The sequence below is a fragment of the Ensifer adhaerens genome (assembly GCF_028993555.1).
In the GTDB taxonomy this organism is placed as follows: Bacteria; Pseudomonadota; Alphaproteobacteria; order Rhizobiales; family Rhizobiaceae; genus Ensifer; species Ensifer adhaerens_I.
Genome location: NZ_CP118610.1, coordinates 1,297,527 through 1,314,103 on the forward strand (window position 1 = coordinate 1,297,527; position 16,577 = coordinate 1,314,103).

Here is a 16,577-nt window from a genome sequence, read left to right on the forward strand (position 1 = left end):
TTTTCAAAAGCGACTTTTGATTGAGGAGAGGGTTTCATGCGCGGTCTGCGAAAATGGCGAGAGGAGGTCTCGCGAACAGCCGGCCCTGGCACGCGATCATTCGCAGCTTCGGCGATGGCCATGCTTGCCGTCTCGCTCTGTCCCGCCCTTGCCGAAGCGCGCGATGCCTTTGCCGATGATGCGTTTGCGACCTACAAGGCGAATGTCGACAACGGCAAGTACATGTTCAACGCCGCAGGCTGCGGCGCCTGCCATGGTTCCGGAGACAATACCGAATTACTCTCCGGCGGTATGGAGATGAACACCGCGATCGGCACATTCTATGCGCCGAACATTTCTCCCCACGCCAATGGCATCGGCGGCTGGAGCAACGCCCAGTTTCTGAACGCTGTGCTCGTCGGTCTCGACCGGGAGGGAAACAACCTTTACCCGGTCATGCCCTACACATCCTATGGCGGAATGAAGCCGGAGGATGCGCTCGACATCAAGGCCTATATCGAGACGCTTCCGCAATCGGACGCTACCTCGAAGGAACACGAGATCGCCTTTCCCTTCAGTCGTCAGACGACGATCACGCTGTGGAAGCGCAGCCACTTCACGGTGCCGGGCTACCAGCCGCGGGAGGAGACGCAAGCCGAGCGTGGCCGCTACCTTGTCGAGAACGTCGGTGGCTGCGGTGATTGTCACACGCCGCGTACCACCACCTACGGGCTCGATCTGGAGCGCGCCTACCAGGGCGAAAAGGATCTGACGGGTGCGGTCGCTCCTGATATCAGCAAGGAAAAAATGGCGGGGCTTGCTTCGCCCGAGATCTTTACGAAGGACCTCATCGAGGAAGGCAAGAAGCCTTCAGGCGCTCCGATCAGCGATCCGGTCATGCGGCGGCTTGCCAAGGGGCTGAGTGTCCTGACGGACGAGGATCGCCGCGCGATCTATGCCTTCCTCTCCGATCGTGAGGTGAAGGCGCCTGCGCCGGTGGCGCAGTCGGTGACAGCCGTCTGCAAGGAGAGTACGTCAGCGGAGGTACTGGGCGGCGACAATGCGGCGCTGGCGCAGCAGGCGGATGCCTTCGTCGGCAAATACTGCCGCAATTGCCACGGGCCGGGCGAAAGTTCGCAAGGGAGCTACCCTGCCGGCGACCTCGCTTCGATCGGCGCGGATGCCAATTTCGTGACGCCGGGCGACGCGTCGAAGTCACGCCTCTATACGACTGTCGTCAGCGGCCGCATGCCGCTTGGCAAGCGGCCCTCGGCCGAAGAGATCAAGGTGCTGGAGGACTGGATCAATTCACTGAGCGAGAAGAGCCTGCCGCAAACCGCCGCGGCCAAGCCGGACCGCGCCCGCCCGATGTTGACCTATGGGCAGTTCGTCGAAGCGGCCCTGAAGGACATAGGGACGGTCAGCGAACGCGATCGTCCGTTCATGCGCTATTTCTCCTACCGCGACCAGTACAACGGGATGATGGGTTGCGAGGACGACCAGACCTTCATGAAGCGTATGGACGTGCTCGCGGGCGGCTTCAAGAAGCTGCTGAATTCACTCTCCTATGGGCCAAAATTGGTTCTGCCAACGGAGGTCAGCGGGACCAACGGGCTGCTTGTCCGTGTCGATCTGCGTGAACTGCAATGGGAGGCCGCCGACTACGACTTCCTCATCAAACGCTATTTCTATGGCATCGCTCCGGCGAGCGACGCGTCGCTCGCAGCGCTTTCCAAAGAGACCGCCACGCCACTGCCGGTCATGCGCATCGACTGGTTCATGAGCAATGGCGCCCGGCCGGAGATCTACAACAGGTTGATGAAGCTGCCGACCCACATTGGCGAGCTGGAAACACGCTTCAAGATCGACGTGGCCGACAACATTCGCCGGCGCAACGTCCTGCGCGCTGGTTTCGCCGACGGCTCATCCGGCGTGTCCGACCACAACCGTATGCTGGAACGGCATGACATGCCGTTCGGCGGCTATTACTGGAAGTCCTATGATTTCGGTGGGGACGTCGGCAAACAGGTGCTGAAGCGCTTCCCACACGGGCCGAAGGAACTCGCTCCGCTCGATGCAGGGCTGGTGCCCTTTGAGCACGACGGTGGTGAGATGATCTTTTCTCTGCCGAACGGATTGCAGGGTTATTACCTGTCCACCTCGGCGGGCAAACAGCTCGATGTCGGGCCCACGACGATCGTGTCCTTCCGAAAGCGTCCAATTGGCAAGGGCGTCGAGATCATCAATGCCCGTTCCTGCGTCGATTGTCATGCGGACGGCATTCTGTCGAAGCGCGATCAGCTGCGCGAGCAGATCGAGACATCGACGCTCTTCAGCAAGGATCAGCAAGACGTGTTGCTCGCCATGTATGTGAAGCAGGAGGAACTGGACGAATCCTATCGCAAGGACCGCGAGCGCTTCGTCAATGCGCTGAAGACGCTCGGCGTCACCGAGCCGACGCCCGATGGGGGGCTCCAGAGTAAACACGCGCCGGGGGAGGCGGAGATCATCACCTACTTCGCGGACAAATACGAAGACGAGCTCGATTTCGATGCGCTGGCGGCCGAGTTCGACATGACGCCGAAGCAATTTTCCGATGCGATCAAGCGGGTGTCGAATGCCGATGTGCTGCGCCTGGGATTGGACTGGATAACGACGCTGGAAGCCGGCGGAACCATCCCGCGCAACGAGGTCGAGCAGCAATATGCCTTGCTGCTCGAACCCTTGCTCCAGCGCCGCCCTTTGGATACGGCAGCGATCGTCGTTGCCGGCACCGAGCCGCCCTTGGATGCAAAGCCGCAGTCGATCGCCGCCGCTGCCCCCGACTATCGCAAGCAGGACGCAGATTCTGGCAACAAGCTCGAGCTGGCGTTGAACGTGAAGTCGACGGTGGCCAAAGTCGGCGACGAACTCTCCTTTGAACTCAGCGCCAACCAGGCCTGCGAACTGCAGATCCTCTATGTTGAGGAGAACGGCAACGTCGAGGTTATCCCGGATGTGATGATCGGCAACCCGACGCTGCAGCCGGGCGAGCGGCGCCTGATCCCGCAACCGGGCACGGGCACGCTCACCTTCGACACGCCGGCGCCGGCCGAAACGATGCTGGCCTTGTGTCGGGCCGGTGGACTTGGTGATCAGAAGCTTACCGTCGAGAAGGCGCGCGAGTATGTAGCGCAATCGCGGCTGCCTCCAACGCGCGGACTGGCAGTGAACCTCGCCAAGAAGGCGCAGGCGGACGCTGGCGCCAGCAGTGTTCAGATGGTGACCTTCGAGATCAGGTACTGATGGGCGAACAATGGTTCAGCTACGAGCATATCTTGTCGCTTCGGCGGTCATGATGGTCTTCACAGCGCCGGTCATGGCTTGCGACGGCCTCCGTCTGGCGTCCGAGGCGCTCAACCGTGCCGACGAAGCCGGTACTAAGGTGGCGGCGGATCCCGCCAACATGAAGAGCTGCTCGGCAGCCGAGATTGCTCTAACGCGTCGCGTAGCGGCGCTGGCAACATTCAATCGCGTCGCCGCGGCCGTGGGGCAGGGCGCTAGGCTGGAAAGCTTCGAAACCGACCTGACGGCCGCGAGCCGGGATGCCGGTGGTCCCTGGCAGATCCTCGATGCGCTCGGTGACATCGCTCGGGAGCGCCGGAATTATGAAGCGGCGGCGACCTATTATCAGCAGGCGTTGGAGGATACGGCCAACGAACAGCTGACGCCGGACTGGATGGCGCCGGACAAGGCGTACATCGAGCGGTTGGACCGGTTGGCCTCGGAGATGCGGCTTGCCGCTGCCAAGCCCGTCAAGCTCGCCGTGCGCGGTGCCTGCAAATTCTCCTATCGCGGCGTGTCGCTCAAGAAGAAGGCGACCCCGGTGCGCTATGTCTTCGGCACGGCGGAGTTCACGCCTGAAGGCCTCGAATCGGCGAAGGACCTTTTCGAGTGCCTGAAATCGGCAAAGCCGGCGGCAATTACCCTGATTGGTCACACTGATCCGGTTGGCACCGCCGAGGCGAACATGGCGCTTTCGGTCGCCCGCGCGAAAGCGCTTGCCCAATATCTAGTCGACGCCGGCTATCCCGGCACCTGGACGGCCGTCGGCAAGGGAGAGGACGAGCCGTTCAAGCCGGATGATCCGAGCGCCTATAGCGAGGAGATGTTGCACCAGCTCGACCGGCGGGTGGAAGTGGATGTGGGGAACTAGCGGTGTTGCACAGGATCCTGCTTTCGATGACCCTGTTCGTCCTACCCGTCGCGCCCGTCTATGCGGCCACGTCGGCGCTTGTCGTCGGGGTCGACATCTATCCGCATGAGGTGAGCCTCGACGGTGCAGTGAAAGACGCACGCGATGTCGCGCAGGCGCTAAAAGCGGCGCATGTCGGTACGATCCACCAGTTCATCAATGAGCAGGCGACCAAGGACGCCATACGCTTTGCCTGGACCGAGCTGGTTTCCAGCTCAGCCCGTGGCGATACGATCGTCTTCACCTATGCCGGACATGGCGCGCAGATGCCGGAGTTGGTTGCCGGCAGCGAAGAAGACGGCCTGGATGAGTTCCTGGAACTGCCTGGCTTCGACAGAAACCGTGCGGAGGAAACGGGCAAGGAGATCATTGTCGACAACGAGCTGAATGCCTGGTTCGCGGAAGCGGAAGCGAAAGGCATTCAGGTTCTGTTCGTGTCAGACAGTTGCTTTTCCGGCGGCATGAACCGCTCCATTTCCGGCAAGACGCGGTTGGCACCGATGGTGCGTGCAAAGGTGCCGCCGCCCTCCGAAGAGGCGCTCAGGGCCGCGAAGGTCAAAGACGTGGAACTGTCTCGGGTGACGATCCTCGCCGCCTCGCTCGAAAGCCAGCCAACGCCGGAAGTGGTGATCGGCGGCGAGCCGCGCGGAGCCCTGAGCTGGAGCTTTGCCCGTGCCCTCGAGGGCGCTGCCGATCGCGATGGCGATGGCCGCATCTCGCGCATCGAGCTCGAGGATTACGTCTTCTCCAACGTCAAGCTTCAGTCGGAAGCGCTGCAGGTGCCGAACTTCACGCCGCAAGTGCCGCGCTCTGACAGGGAGATTGTCCTGTCCTTGCCGCGCAGCGCGACGATCGGCGCGGGTGCGACGGGCGACGCCGGAACGAAATTGAAATCGCCGCGTGAAATGGGTTGGACCGGGAAACTGCCGCTCAGCGTCACCGGTACGGCGCCGCCTCTCAACAATCTCGGCGGCAGCGGCGTGCCCTATCGCTGGGATGCATCCACCGGCGTGTTCTACACGCCCAACGGCGACGTCGCCGGCGAACACATCGCGTCGGATATGCTCCAGGGCGCCATCGACAAGTTTATCCTGGTCGATTTCCTGAAGGCCTTGGCGACACAGAGCCCTGGCAACGTTTCGCTGACGCCGCTGAAGGATATCTACGCGGCAGGCGACAGGCTTAATTTCAAGGCCACGCAGGGCGACTACGCGAACATGCTGGTTTTCAATCTGGCGAACACGGGCGAAGCACAGCTTCTCGATGTGCAGATTGCCGGGAGCGGCAGCCACGCGTTTCAGCTTCAGGGCCTGGAGGTGGTGAAACCCTTTGGCGCGGATCACCTGGTCGTCATATCGACGAATGCGCCGATCGACGCCATTGCGGCGGCCTTCTCCAACTCAAAGCTCGATGCCGCAGCACTTTTGCGCCTTCTTGAAGCAAGGTTGGAGGGCAGCGAGAGCACCATAGCCATCCAGCCGCTTTACACGCGGGACCGGGGCCAATGAGCGCGCGCGGCAAGTCGTGGTGTATCGCGCTTTCTGTGGTGACATGTCTCGCTTTGCTTGCGGCTCCGGCCGTGGCCGGCGACCGGGCATTGCTCATCGGCGTCGGTAGCTATCCGAACCTGCCACCAAAGTTTGCGCTGCAAGGGCCGAAGAACGATCTGTTGGAAATGCAGGGACTGCTGACGGGAAAACTTGGTTTCGATCCGTCCTCAATCCGCATATTGAAGGATGAAGAGGCAACGCGAGCAGAAGTACTCTCGTCCATGAATACGTGGCTTGTCGAAGCAACCGCGCCGGGCGATCGCGTCTACATCTACTTTTCCGGCCACGGCCTTCAGGTGAAGGACGTAGATGGTGACGAGCAGGATGGACTGGACGAAGCACTGGCACCCGTCGATATCGTCTCCGGTGAAACAGATTGGCAAGGCGCCATCCTCGATGACGAGATAGACCGGATTCTGGAGCGGTTGCAGGGGCGGGCGGTGACGATGGTGATCGACGCGTGCCATTCCGGCACGATCTCGCGTTCGCTTTCCGATGACGTCTCGTCGGGCATCGAAGGCGCTCGTTTCCTGCCGCGCCCGCACGCCAAGCCAGTTGAACAGGCATTGACCCGCGGCCTCAGGATCGATCTTGCCGTCGTGGACAAGCCGAAGCTGGTGGAAGCGGGCGTGACCGCCTGGAGTGCAGCCGCCCCCTACCAGGTGGCCTGGGACGACGTGCGGCTTCCGGTCGACGAGCGCCACGGTGTCTTCACGGCGGCTTTTGTTGCCGGCCAGACCGGTAATGCGGCGGACGCCAATGGCAACGGCTTGACGAGCAACGCCGAACTGCTCGAGTTCCTAAAGTCGCAATCTACCGCCTACTGCTCCACGCAGGACAAATGCAGCAATCTCGACCCGCAATTGGAAAGCAAGGCGCAGGCGCTTGGCGAGAGCGCGGTCGTACCCGAAAAGCTGGATGCGGGTGGCAGCGGGCAGGGAAAGTACCACCAATCCAACGACCCAAGTGCGACGCCGACGACCTATCAGGACACGGATGCGGTCGATGCCGTCGGTGACATCATCGGCAAGACCGAAATCGGCGATGTGGAACTCGCCTTCGACCGCCCCACGACCATGAAGACCGGCGACGTTTTCAAGCTGACGGTCACCAGCCGAACCAGCGGCGACCTGCTGCTCTTCGACGTGAACAGTCAGGGCAAGGCCACCCAGATCTTCCCGAACGAGTTCGCGCAGAAGATCACGCCGCTTGCGCCGAACGTGCCGCTGACATTGCCTGACGACTACTATGGCTTCGATTTCGAAGCGTCGGGTGAGGGGGACAGTGTCTTCGTCGCGCTCGTGGTCAGCGATACCGTCGACTTGAGCGATGTGGCCCCGAAGAGCCGTGGCCTGAAGGTCGAGCTGAATGCGCGCGAGACTTTGAGCGACATCGTCGCGCGGCTACAGAAGACCTGGGCCGAGGATCTCGACAGGCGCGGTATCCGCTGGTCGGTCGGCACATTGCGCTATCGCGTGGAGTAGAACCGGGCCACGTAGCCGAATGGAAAAAGCCCGCCTTGATGAGGCGGGCTTTGTTGTGAAAGTGTCGGCCGATCCTAGTGCAGGATCTGGCTGAGGAAGAGCTTGGTACGCTCGTGCTGCGGATTGTCGAAGAACTCGGCCGGGGAGTTCTGCTCGACGATCTGGCCCTGGTCCATGAAGATCACGCGGTTGGCGACCTGGCGGGCGAAGCCCATTTCGTGGGTCACGCACAGCATGGTCATGCCTTCTTCGGCCAGCGACACCATGGTGTCGAGCACTTCCTTGACCATTTCCGGATCGAGCGCCGAGGTCGGCTCATCGAACAGCAGGATCTTCGGCTTCATGCACAGCGAGCGGGCGATCGCCACGCGCTGCTGCTGACCGCCGGAAAGCTGTCCCGGATACTTGTTCGCCTGCTCCGGAATCTTGACGCGCTTCAGGAAGTGCATCGCGATTTCTTCGGCCTGCTTCTTCGGCATCTTGCGAACCCAGATCGGCGCAAGCGTGCAGTTTTCCAGGATCGTCAGGTGCGGGAAGAGGTTGAAGTGCTGGAACACCATGCCGACTTCGCGACGCACTTCGTCGATCTTCTTGAGATCGTTGGTGAGCTCGATGCCGTCGACGACGATCTTGCCCTTCTGGTGCTCTTCGAGGCGATTGATGCAGCGGATCATCGTCGATTTGCCGGAGCCCGACGGGCCCGCAATGACGATGCGCTCGCCTTTCATAACCTTCAGGTTGATGTCACGAAGGACGTGGAAGTCCCCGTACCACTTGTTCATTCCAGTGATTTCAACCGCGACGTCCGTTGCGGAAACAGTCATTTTGGAAGCAGTGGCTGCGTTTGCCATGCGATCCTCCCCTCATTTTATCGTTTATGGGCCGTGTCGAGAACGCGTTCCATGAAGCCTGAATAGCGCGACATACCAAAGCAGAAAAGCCAGAATATGAAGCCGGCGAAAATTAGCCCCGAGATCGGCGTGACCGAGGAGGCCCAGTTGGCATCGGTGAAGTTGAAGCGAACGATACCGAGCAGGTCAAACATGCCGATGATCGATACCAGCGACGTATCCTTGAACAGGCCGATGAAGGTGTTGACGATGCCCGGGATCACGAGCTTCAGCGCCTGTGGCAGTACGATGAGGTTCATCTTCTGCCAGAAGCTGAGGCCGAGGGAATCGGCGCCTTCATACTGCCCCTTCGGAATGGCCTGGAGACCGCCGCGCACCACTTCGGCCATGTAGGCCGAGGCAAAGAGCGACACGCCGATCAAGGCGCGCAGAAACTTGTCGAAGGTGACGCCCTGCGGCAGGAACAAGGGCAGCATGACGCTTGCCATGAACAGGACAGTGATCAGCGGAATGCCGCGCACCAACTCGATGAAGGCGGTGCAGAGCATCTTGATGACCGGCATGTGCGATCGTCGGCCGAGCGCCAACAGAATGCCGAGTGGCAACGAAACGGCGATGCCGACGAACGACAGGATCAGCGTCACCATCAGGCCTCCCCAAAGCGGGGTCTCGACGAACGTCAGCCCGAACCACCCGCCCGGAAGCAGGATCAGCGAGATGAGCGGCAGCACGGCGAACAGCAGGATGGCGTTGAGGCTCTTGTAAGGGACCTTCGGTATCGCCATGGGCACGAGGAAAAGAATGAAGAGGATGCCGACCAGGGTCGGCCTCCAGCGTTCGTCGAGTGGGTAGCGTCCGTAAACGAACTGGTCGAGCTTCGCATTGACGAAGGCCCAGCAGGCGCCGCTCCAGCCTTCCGGCTGCGAGCCTCCCTGAGCAACCGTGGCGCAGACGCCACGGCCTCCACCGGTCCAGGCGGCGTCGATGAACAGCCACTGGATTGCCGGCGGCAGGAACCACGCGAGCGCAAGCGCACCGATTAGGGTGAGCACCGTATCTTTCGGAGTGGCGAATAGGTTCTCGCGCGCCCAGTGGACGATGCCGCCTTCTGCGACCGGCGGGGCGGAAGCCTCGATCATCGAGGCGCGTACGAAAGTTGCCTGGGGTGTGCTCATCGTCTTATCTCTCCACCAGGGCCATGCGGGCATTGAACCAGTTCATGAACAGCGACGTCGCGAGGCTGAGCGACAGGTAGACCACAATCCAGATCGTCACGATCTCGATCGACTGACCGGTCTGGTTCAGGATCGTGCCACCGACTGCCACAAGATCGGCATAGCCGATCGCAACGGCGAGCGAAGAGTTCTTGGTCAGGTTCAGATATTGGCTGGTAAGCGGCGGAATGATGATTCTGAGCGCCTGCGGAACAACCACGAGGCGCGTCGTCAGGCCCGGGCGGATGCCGAGCGCATGCGCGGCCTCCGTCTGCCCCTTTGACACGCCGCGAATGCCGGCACGCACGATTTCGGCGATGAAGGCGGCAGTGTAGAACGAGAGTGCCAGGAACAGCGACAGGAACTCCGGCCCGATGACCGAGCCGCCGGTGAGGTTGAACTTGCCGGCAACCGGAACGTCGAACGTGATCGGCGACCCCGTGGCAAGGAACGTCAGCAACGGCAGGCCGATAATCAGGCCGAGAGACGTCCAAAGAACCGGGAAACGCTGTCCGGTGGCTTCCTGTTTCTTGCGCGCATAATGCGCCACAAAGAAGCAGGCGACGATCGCGACGAGGAAGGCAAGAACCGTATACAGGGAGCCATCGCCGAAAATCGGTTTGGGAAAGGCAAGGCCGCGGTTGTTGAGGAACATGTTGAGCGGCAGTGCCGCCGATTCCCGCGGCTGTGGCAGGATCGCCAGAACACCGCTGTACCAGAAGAAGATGACGAGCAGCGGCGGGATGTTGCGGAAAATCTCGACATAGGCGAGCGACAGCTTGGCGATCAGCCAGTTGTGCGACAGGCGGCCGATGCCCACCGCAAAGCCGATGACGGTGGCGGTGACAATGCCGCAGACGGCGACCAGCAGCGTGTTGAGCAGGCCGACGACGAGCGCGCGCTGATAGGTGGAATCGCTGGTATAGGCGATCAGTGACTGCCCGACGTCGAAACCGGCGCGCCCGTTCAGGAAGCCGTAACCGGAAGCGATATTCGCCCGTTTGAGGTTCTCGATCGTATTGTCGGCGACCCAATAGACGAAGGCCGCGAGAACGACGAGGGTGATGACCTGATAAAAAATCCCGCGGACCTGCGGATCGTTGATGATCGACCCGGACGGTTTCGTTTTCTCAGGCGTAGTTGTGACGCCAATCGCCATGCAATGCCTCTTTCCCCTTTTCACCCTTTTGGGTGTTTTTATCGTTGGGATGGGGAAGCGGTGTCCCGCTTCCCCGGTCTTGAAATGATCGCTTAGCGGACCGGCGGAGCGTACTGGATGCCGCCCTTGTTCCACAAAGCGTTGAGGCCGCGCTCGATCTTGAGCGGGCTGCCGGCGCCGATGTTGCGGTCGAAGACTTCGCCGTAGTTGCCGACGGCCTTGATGACGTTCACGGCCCATTCGTTCGTCAGGCCGAGGTCGGTGCCGATCTTGCTGTCAGCCTCGACGCCGAGGAAGCGCTGGACGTCCGGGTTGGTGGACTTCTTCATTTCTTCGACGTTGGCCTGCGTCACGCCGAATTCCTCGGCCTGAATCAGGGCGTAGTGAACCCAGCTGACGATATCGAACCACTGGTCGTCACCCTGGCGAACGGCCGGGCCGAGCGGCTCCTTCGAGATGATTTCCGGCAGGATCATGTGATCGTCCGGCTTCGACAGTGTCAGACGCAGCGAATAGAGGCCCGACTGGTCGGTCGTGTAGACATCGCAACGGCCGGCATCATAGGCGGCGTTGACCTCTTCGAGCTTTTCGAAGACGACCGGATTGTACTGAAGGTTGTTCGCCTTGAAGTAGTCGGCAAGGTTGAGTTCGGTGGTGGTGCCGGTCTGCACGCAGACAGCTGCGCCGGAAAGCTCGAGGGCCGATTTGACGTTCAGGCTCTTGCGAACCATGAAGCCCTGGCCGTCATAGTAGTTGACCGGGCGGAAATTGAAGCCAAGCGCGGTGTCGCGGTTGATCGTCCATGTGGTGTTACGTGCAAGGACGTCGACTTCGCCCGACTGGAGTGCCGGGAAGCGTTCCTTGGCCGAAGTGGGCGTATACTTCACCTTGCTGCCATCCGCGAAAATCGCGGCGGCGATTGCCTTGCAGTAATCGACGTCGAATCCGCTCCAGTTGCCCGAAGCATCCGGTGCCGCGAAGCCGGCGAGACCAGTGTTGACGCCGCACTGGACGAAGCCCTTGGCCTTTACGTCATCAAGAGTAGAGCCCGAAGCCGCCTGTGTGCCAATCCCCATGACAGCAGCGCCAACGAGAGCTGTCAGAATTCTTTTTGCCATTTTTAGAACCTTTTTCTGTTGTCGTTAGTTCCCGTCTGCACCAGCGCGTCTCCTAGCGCGGGCAGCCTCCGCCACCCTCCTGGCGCGAGTGCTGGCTATCTCATGCTCAAATTCCATGAGGGTCAAGAGAGGCCGCCGATTTTCTGGTTTTGCATGTGAAAAACCCGAAACAAGCCAGAAAGTTAGGCAGTTTTTGGGGGGAATGGGCAGGCCCTGGGCGAAAAATCGCCAAGTGCCGCCTGACGACGACCAAAACGACACTCCATGATTTTTGCCACTTGACCGCGGTTGTGGCTCGATCGAAGAGTTTCGCTTTCAAAATCAGAAGCGGAATATGCAATGGCAGACAGTGGCAATGTGAATGGCAAGGTGGGGATCAACACCCGTCTCGCTCATAGCGGCAACAATCCCTCCGACTACTTCGGCTTCGTCAATCCGCCGGTGGTGCATGCATCCACCGTGCTGTTTCCGAATGCGAAGACGATGGAAACGCGCGCGCAGAAATACACCTACGGGACGCGCGGAACGCCGACCACGGATGCGCTTTGCGACGCGATCAACGAACTCGAGGGGTCCGCCGGAACGATTCTCGTACCCTCGGGCCTGGCTGCCGTAACGGTGCCGTTCCTTGCCTACCTTTCGGCCGGCGACCACGCATTGATCGTCGATTCGGTCTATTTCCCGACGCGCCATTTCTGCGACACGATGCTGAAGCGTCTTGGCGTCACCGTCGAATACTATGATCCGATGATCGGTGCCGGGATCGAAAACCTGATCCGCCCGAACACGCGCCTGGTGCATACCGAAGCGCCGGGTTCGAACACCTTCGAAATGCAGGACATTCGCGCCATCGCAGACGCCGCCCATCGCCATGGCTGCGTCGTCACCATGGACAACACCTGGGCGACGCCGGTCTATTTCAAACCGCTTGACCATGGTGTCGACGTATCGATCCACGCGGCCACCAAGTACCCCTCGGGACATTCGGACGTGCTTTTCGGCACCGTGTCGGCAAACGCCGCCCATTGGCCGGAGTTGACGGAAGCGATGGTCACGCTTGGCATCTGCGTCTCGCCCGATGACAGCTACCAGATTCTGCGCGGCCTCAGGACCATGGGCATTCGCCTCGAACGTCACCAGGAAAGCGCCTTGAGGTTGGCGCAGTGGCTCGAAACGCGGGACGAAGTCGCCCGTGTTCTGCATCCGGCGCTGCCGACCTTCCCGGGCCACGAACTCTGGAAGCGCGATTTTAGCGGCGCAAGCGGCATCTTCTCCTTCGTGCTGAAGGCGGAAAATCCGGATCGTTTCAAGGCCAAGGCGCACGCCTTCCTCGATGCGCTCAAACTCTTCGGGCTAGGCTATTCCTGGGGCGGCTTCGAGAGCCTGGCGCTCCATGTCGGGCTTGGAGACCGCAAGGTCGCGCTGGCGCCGTGCGAGGGGCCAGTCATCCGCCTGCAGATCGGGCTTGAGGACGTGCCGGATATCCGTCGCGACATCGAAGCGGGCCTGGCGGCTGCCAACGCCGTTTGACGGCTTGAGGCGCCGCATTCACTCGCGGCGCCTCATCCATCGATGATTGAAATCTGTGTCGCGCGCAGTCGCCTGTCCGCATTCAGCGCTGGGCGCCGTAGCCGTAGAGCCAGTCAAGGTCTGCGGCGAGCGCATCCGGCCCCTTGAGTTTCAGGACGATGTCGCGGCCCAGGCGCAAGGGCCCCCGTGCGTGGTAGGCAAAGTGATTGAACGCCGCGCGACGGCGGACCCGGGCAATGCGTGGTCGACGCTTCGCTTCGAATGCAGCCAGCGCCTGGGAGATATCGATGGCGGCCGCCAGGCAGTCGGAAAGTTCGAAGGCGTCCTCGATCGCCATGGCCGCGCCCTGCGCTGCAAAGGGCGTCATCGCATGGGCCGCGTCGCCGATCAGCACGGTCTTTCGCCCGTCTTGCCAGGCGCCGTCGTCGACTGTGCACAATGGCCAGTAGGTGGGGGCGGCAGCCTTGTCGAGCAGCGAGCGGATGTCCGCATTCCAACCTGAGAAGGCATTCAGGCAGTCCTGGCGCCGCTTGCCCGAATCCTTGCCGACCCAGACGGCGTCGGTCTCCTTGCCCTCGATGATGGCGACGAGATTGAAGCCGTCAACTTCCCGCAACGGGTAGGCCACGAGATGGGCGCGAGGGCCGAGGAACGCCGTGACCTGGTTCGGCTTGAGAATGCCGGCCGCCGTGTCGCGCGCAAGCGTCATGCGCCAGGCAACGTTGCCTGAAAACCGTACGTGACCGGCGCCGGGGACGCCGTTGCGCAATCGCGACCAGATCCCGTCGGCGCCGACGATGATGTCCGGACGCCGTCCCGTCAGTCTTATGATGGTCTGCTCATCAGGATTGTCGATATGGCATCCGAGTTGCAGGCGGCAGCGCGGCTCTGCCTCCACGGCGGCAAGCAGCACTTTCTGCAGGCTCGCGCGGTGCATGACGGCATAGGGCGCGTGCCAGCGCCGACGAGCGAAAGCGCCGGCCGATACGCTGGCAAGAGGGCTCAAGGATACGCCGTCCACCAGGCCGATACGCTCCGGCTCGCTCCAGTAGCCTTCGAGTTCCGCAAGCAGGCCGAGTTCGATGAGGATGCGTGAGGCGTTCGGCGACAACTGCAGACCGGCGCCGACTTCGTTCAGCGCCGTTGCCCGTTCTATGATGTCGACTTCGAAACCGCGCCGCGCAAGACAAAGCGCAGCGGTAAGCCCGCCGATGCCGGCGCCGATGATCGCGACGGGGCGCGACATCGTGGCCTATCAGGCGGCTTTGTGGGCGAAGAGGCAGCCGGGCGGGTTGGTTTCCGTCGCCTTCAGCTTCGGATTGTAGCGATAAAGCGTGGAGCAGTAGGAGCAGACTTTCTCGTTGTCGTCACCCATGTCGATGAAGATGTGCGGGTGATCGTACGGAACGGACGCGCCGGTGCACATGAATTCCTTGACGCCGATTTCGATTGCCTGATGTCCGCCGTCGTTCTGGAAGTGCGGGATGCTGTGGCCGGCCATGTCATGCTCCGATGAATGCAAGTCTCTAAAGTTGTCGGCACCATAGTGAGCTTTGCTGCAAAAGTGTAGCGGCAAACACGCCGCAGCTGTGGTTTTTGCCAGTGTGGGGTTTCACTCGCCAGAGCGACGAACTAGGTTGCGCCGGATCGATACCCCCTAGGATGATAAAAAGATGGATCTCAATCCGCCGCGGTTTTCCCGCTTTACCCATGAAGGTCTGGAGATCGCCTTCTTCGACGAAGGCGATCCGGCAGGCACACCCATTCTCCTCATTCACGGGTTTGCCTCGAGCGCCAACGTCAACTGGGTTTTCCCGGGCTGGCTGAAGACTCTGGGCGATGCCGGCTACCGCGTGATCGCGCTCGACAATCGCGGGCATGGCAAGAGCAGCAAGCCCTACGATCCGGCTTTGTACCACCCGCAGCAGATGGCCGGCGATGCGGCAGCACTTCTCAGGCATCTCGGCATCGCCGAAGCGCACGTGATGGGTTACTCCATGGGCGCGCGCATCGCGGCCTTCCTGGCGCTAGCACATCCCGACCGGGTACGCTCTCTTGTCTTCGGCGGTCTCGGCATCGGCATGGTGACGGGGGTGGGGGATTGGGACCCGATCGCCGATGCTCTGGTGGCGCCTTCCCTCGACGTCGTGACCCATGCGCGTGGTCGCATGTTCCGCGCCTTTGCCGACCAGACCAAGAGCGACAGGCAGGCACTTGCGGCCTGCATTTCGACCTCGCGCGATCTGCTGACACCTGAGGATATGGGGCGCATCGACGCGCCGACCCTGATCGGTGTCGGGACAGCGGATGATATCGCCGGCTCGCCGCAGGAGCTGGCGGCGTTGATGCCCAACGCGCGCGCGCTTGATATTCCGGGCAGGGATCATATGCTCGCCGTGGGTGACCGGGTATTCAAGAAGGCCGTGCTCGAGTTCCTCGAGGAAGTGGGGCACGCCTAGACGACGAAACAAGGAAGTTCCCGAACGAGACGGAACGCGGGAAGCACCGTACGCTTGCCCGCTTCCGAGGTGTTCGACCGAGGGTGGAACTGAGGCCGGGCCATTTAAGTCGTACCGGATTTCCCCTATAGTGACTGTAGGACGGACAGGAAGGAGAGCGACGATGGTCGCCAAGACCGAACTTCGCCAGACGGAAGCGTTGAAGGTGATGGACCCGATCTGGAACAGCCTGCGTGAGGAAGCCCGTGTGGCAGCCGAGCAGGATCCGATGCTTGCGGCCTTCCTCTATTCGACGGTGGTCAATCAGCACTCTCTCGAAGAAAGCGTGATCTATCGCATCTGCGAGAGGCTCGATCACCCCGACCTTCAGGCGAACCTCTTGCGGCAGACCTTCTCGGAGATGCTTGAGGATTGGCCGGAATGGGGAACCATTCTGCGCGTCGACATCCAGGCGGTCTATGACCGCGATCCTGCCTGCACCCGCTTCATCGAGCCCGTGCTCTATTTCAAGGGCTTCCATGCCATCCAGACGCACCGGCTGGCCCATTGGCTGCTAAAGCGCGGCCGCAAGGACTTTGCGTTCTATCTGCAGAGCCGCGCATCGAGCGTCTTCCAGACGGATATCAACCCGGCTGCCCGCATCGGTCGTGGCATCTTCCTTGATCACGCCACCGGTCTTGTCGTCGGCGAGACGGCCGTGATCGGTGACAATGTTTCCATTCTGCACGGCGTGACGCTTGGCGGCACAGGCAAGGAAGGCAGCGATCGCCATCCGAAGATCGCCGATGGCGTACTGATCGGCGCCGGTGCCAAGATCCTCGGCAACATCCATATCGGCCACTGCTCGCGTATCGCTGCCGGTTCGGTCGTTTTGAAACCGGTGCCGCCGAAGTCGACGGTCGCAGGCGTGCCGGCAAAGGTGGTAGGTGAGGCCGGTTGCTCCGAGCCCTCGCGTCAGATGGACCAGATCCTGAGCAGCTTCGATATCTGAACATACGG

General features: G+C 61.4%; 13 protein-coding genes. 7 read left to right on the forward strand and 6 right to left on the reverse strand.

The genetic code is table 11. The features are described from left to right. The first annotated feature begins 36 nt into the window (after nucleotides 1-36). From PWG15_RS06335 to PWG15_RS06350, 4 genes are read left to right on the forward strand one after another with little or no spacing between them, the layout of a single operon-like run. Nucleotides 37-3,264, forward strand: a complete 3,228-nt coding sequence (locus tag PWG15_RS06335; RefSeq protein ID WP_275023595.1) for a c-type cytochrome — start codon at nucleotides 37-39, stop codon at nucleotides 3,262-3,264. Nucleotides 3,265-3,274: 10 nt separating this feature from the next. Continuing rightward, complete coding sequence (locus PWG15_RS06340; protein ID WP_275023596.1) at nucleotides 3,275-4,174, forward strand: OmpA family protein; 900 nt, start codon at nucleotides 3,275-3,277, stop codon at nucleotides 4,172-4,174. 26 nt (nucleotides 4,175-4,200) lie between these two features. Then, nucleotides 4,201-5,721 (forward strand): caspase family protein, encoded by a 1,521-nt coding sequence (locus tag PWG15_RS06345; protein ID WP_275023597.1) that lies wholly within the window; start codon nucleotides 4,201-4,203, stop codon nucleotides 5,719-5,721. Then, the gene (locus tag PWG15_RS06350) at nucleotides 5,718-7,247 is read left to right on the forward strand and encodes a caspase family protein (RefSeq protein WP_275023598.1); all 1,530 of its coding nucleotides are present in this window, start codon (nucleotides 5,718-5,720) and stop codon (nucleotides 7,245-7,247) included. The genes PWG15_RS06345 and PWG15_RS06350 overlap by 4 nt, the downstream gene beginning before the upstream one ends. 74 nt (nucleotides 7,248-7,321) lie before the next feature. Here the strand turns inward: PWG15_RS06350 and PWG15_RS06355 are convergent, their stop codons facing one another. From PWG15_RS06355 to PWG15_RS06370, 4 genes are all read right to left on the reverse strand, one after another. Continuing rightward, nucleotides 7,322-8,098 carry an amino acid ABC transporter ATP-binding protein gene (locus PWG15_RS06355; protein WP_064816988.1) on the reverse strand — a complete coding sequence of 259 codons (777 nt, stop codon included), beginning with the start codon at nucleotides 8,096-8,098 and terminating at the stop codon, nucleotides 7,322-7,324. A 17-nt stretch (nucleotides 8,099-8,115) separates the two neighbouring features. Further along, nucleotides 8,116-9,273, reverse strand: a complete 1,158-nt coding sequence (locus PWG15_RS06360; RefSeq protein WP_275023599.1) for an amino acid ABC transporter permease — start codon at nucleotides 9,271-9,273, stop codon at nucleotides 8,116-8,118. A 4-nt stretch (nucleotides 9,274-9,277) separates the two neighbouring features. Continuing rightward, nucleotides 9,278-10,471, reverse strand: coding sequence for an amino acid ABC transporter permease (locus PWG15_RS06365; RefSeq protein ID WP_275023600.1), 1,194 nt, complete (start codon nucleotides 10,469-10,471; stop codon nucleotides 9,278-9,280). A gap of 92 nt (nucleotides 10,472-10,563) precedes the next feature. Then, the gene (locus PWG15_RS06370) at nucleotides 10,564-11,589 is read right to left on the reverse strand and encodes an amino acid ABC transporter substrate-binding protein (protein WP_275023601.1); all 1,026 of its coding nucleotides are present in this window, start codon (nucleotides 11,587-11,589) and stop codon (nucleotides 10,564-10,566) included. Between the two features lie 339 nt (nucleotides 11,590-11,928). On the opposite strand from PWG15_RS06370, the gene PWG15_RS06375 reads away from it, so the two are divergent. Further along, a complete protein-coding gene (locus tag PWG15_RS06375) occupies nucleotides 11,929-13,119 on the forward strand; it encodes a cystathionine beta-lyase (RefSeq protein WP_275023602.1) in 1,191 nt (396 codons plus the stop codon). Between the two features lie 82 nt (nucleotides 13,120-13,201). On the opposite strand, the gene PWG15_RS06380 is transcribed toward PWG15_RS06375, so the two are convergent. Together PWG15_RS06380 and PWG15_RS06385 are read right to left on the reverse strand one after the other, a co-directional pair. After that, nucleotides 13,202-14,365 carry an FAD-dependent monooxygenase gene (locus PWG15_RS06380; protein WP_275023603.1) on the reverse strand — a complete coding sequence of 388 codons (1,164 nt, stop codon included), beginning with the start codon at nucleotides 14,363-14,365 and terminating at the stop codon, nucleotides 13,202-13,204. Between the two features lie 9 nt (nucleotides 14,366-14,374). Continuing rightward, the gene (locus PWG15_RS06385; RefSeq protein ID WP_275023604.1) at nucleotides 14,375-14,620 is read right to left on the reverse strand and encodes a zinc-finger domain-containing protein; all 246 of its coding nucleotides are present in this window, start codon (nucleotides 14,618-14,620) and stop codon (nucleotides 14,375-14,377) included. A gap of 172 nt (nucleotides 14,621-14,792) precedes the next feature. Here PWG15_RS06385 and PWG15_RS06390 point away from each other — a divergent pair, with 172 nt between their 5' ends. Continuing rightward, complete coding sequence (locus tag PWG15_RS06390; RefSeq protein ID WP_275023605.1) at nucleotides 14,793-15,578, forward strand: alpha/beta fold hydrolase; 786 nt, start codon at nucleotides 14,793-14,795, stop codon at nucleotides 15,576-15,578. A gap of 163 nt (nucleotides 15,579-15,741) precedes the next feature. Continuing rightward, entirely contained in the window at nucleotides 15,742-16,569 is an 828-nt protein-coding gene (cysE, locus tag PWG15_RS06395) for a serine O-acetyltransferase (protein WP_275023606.1), read from the forward strand. Nucleotides 16,570-16,577 lie beyond the last annotated feature (8 nt).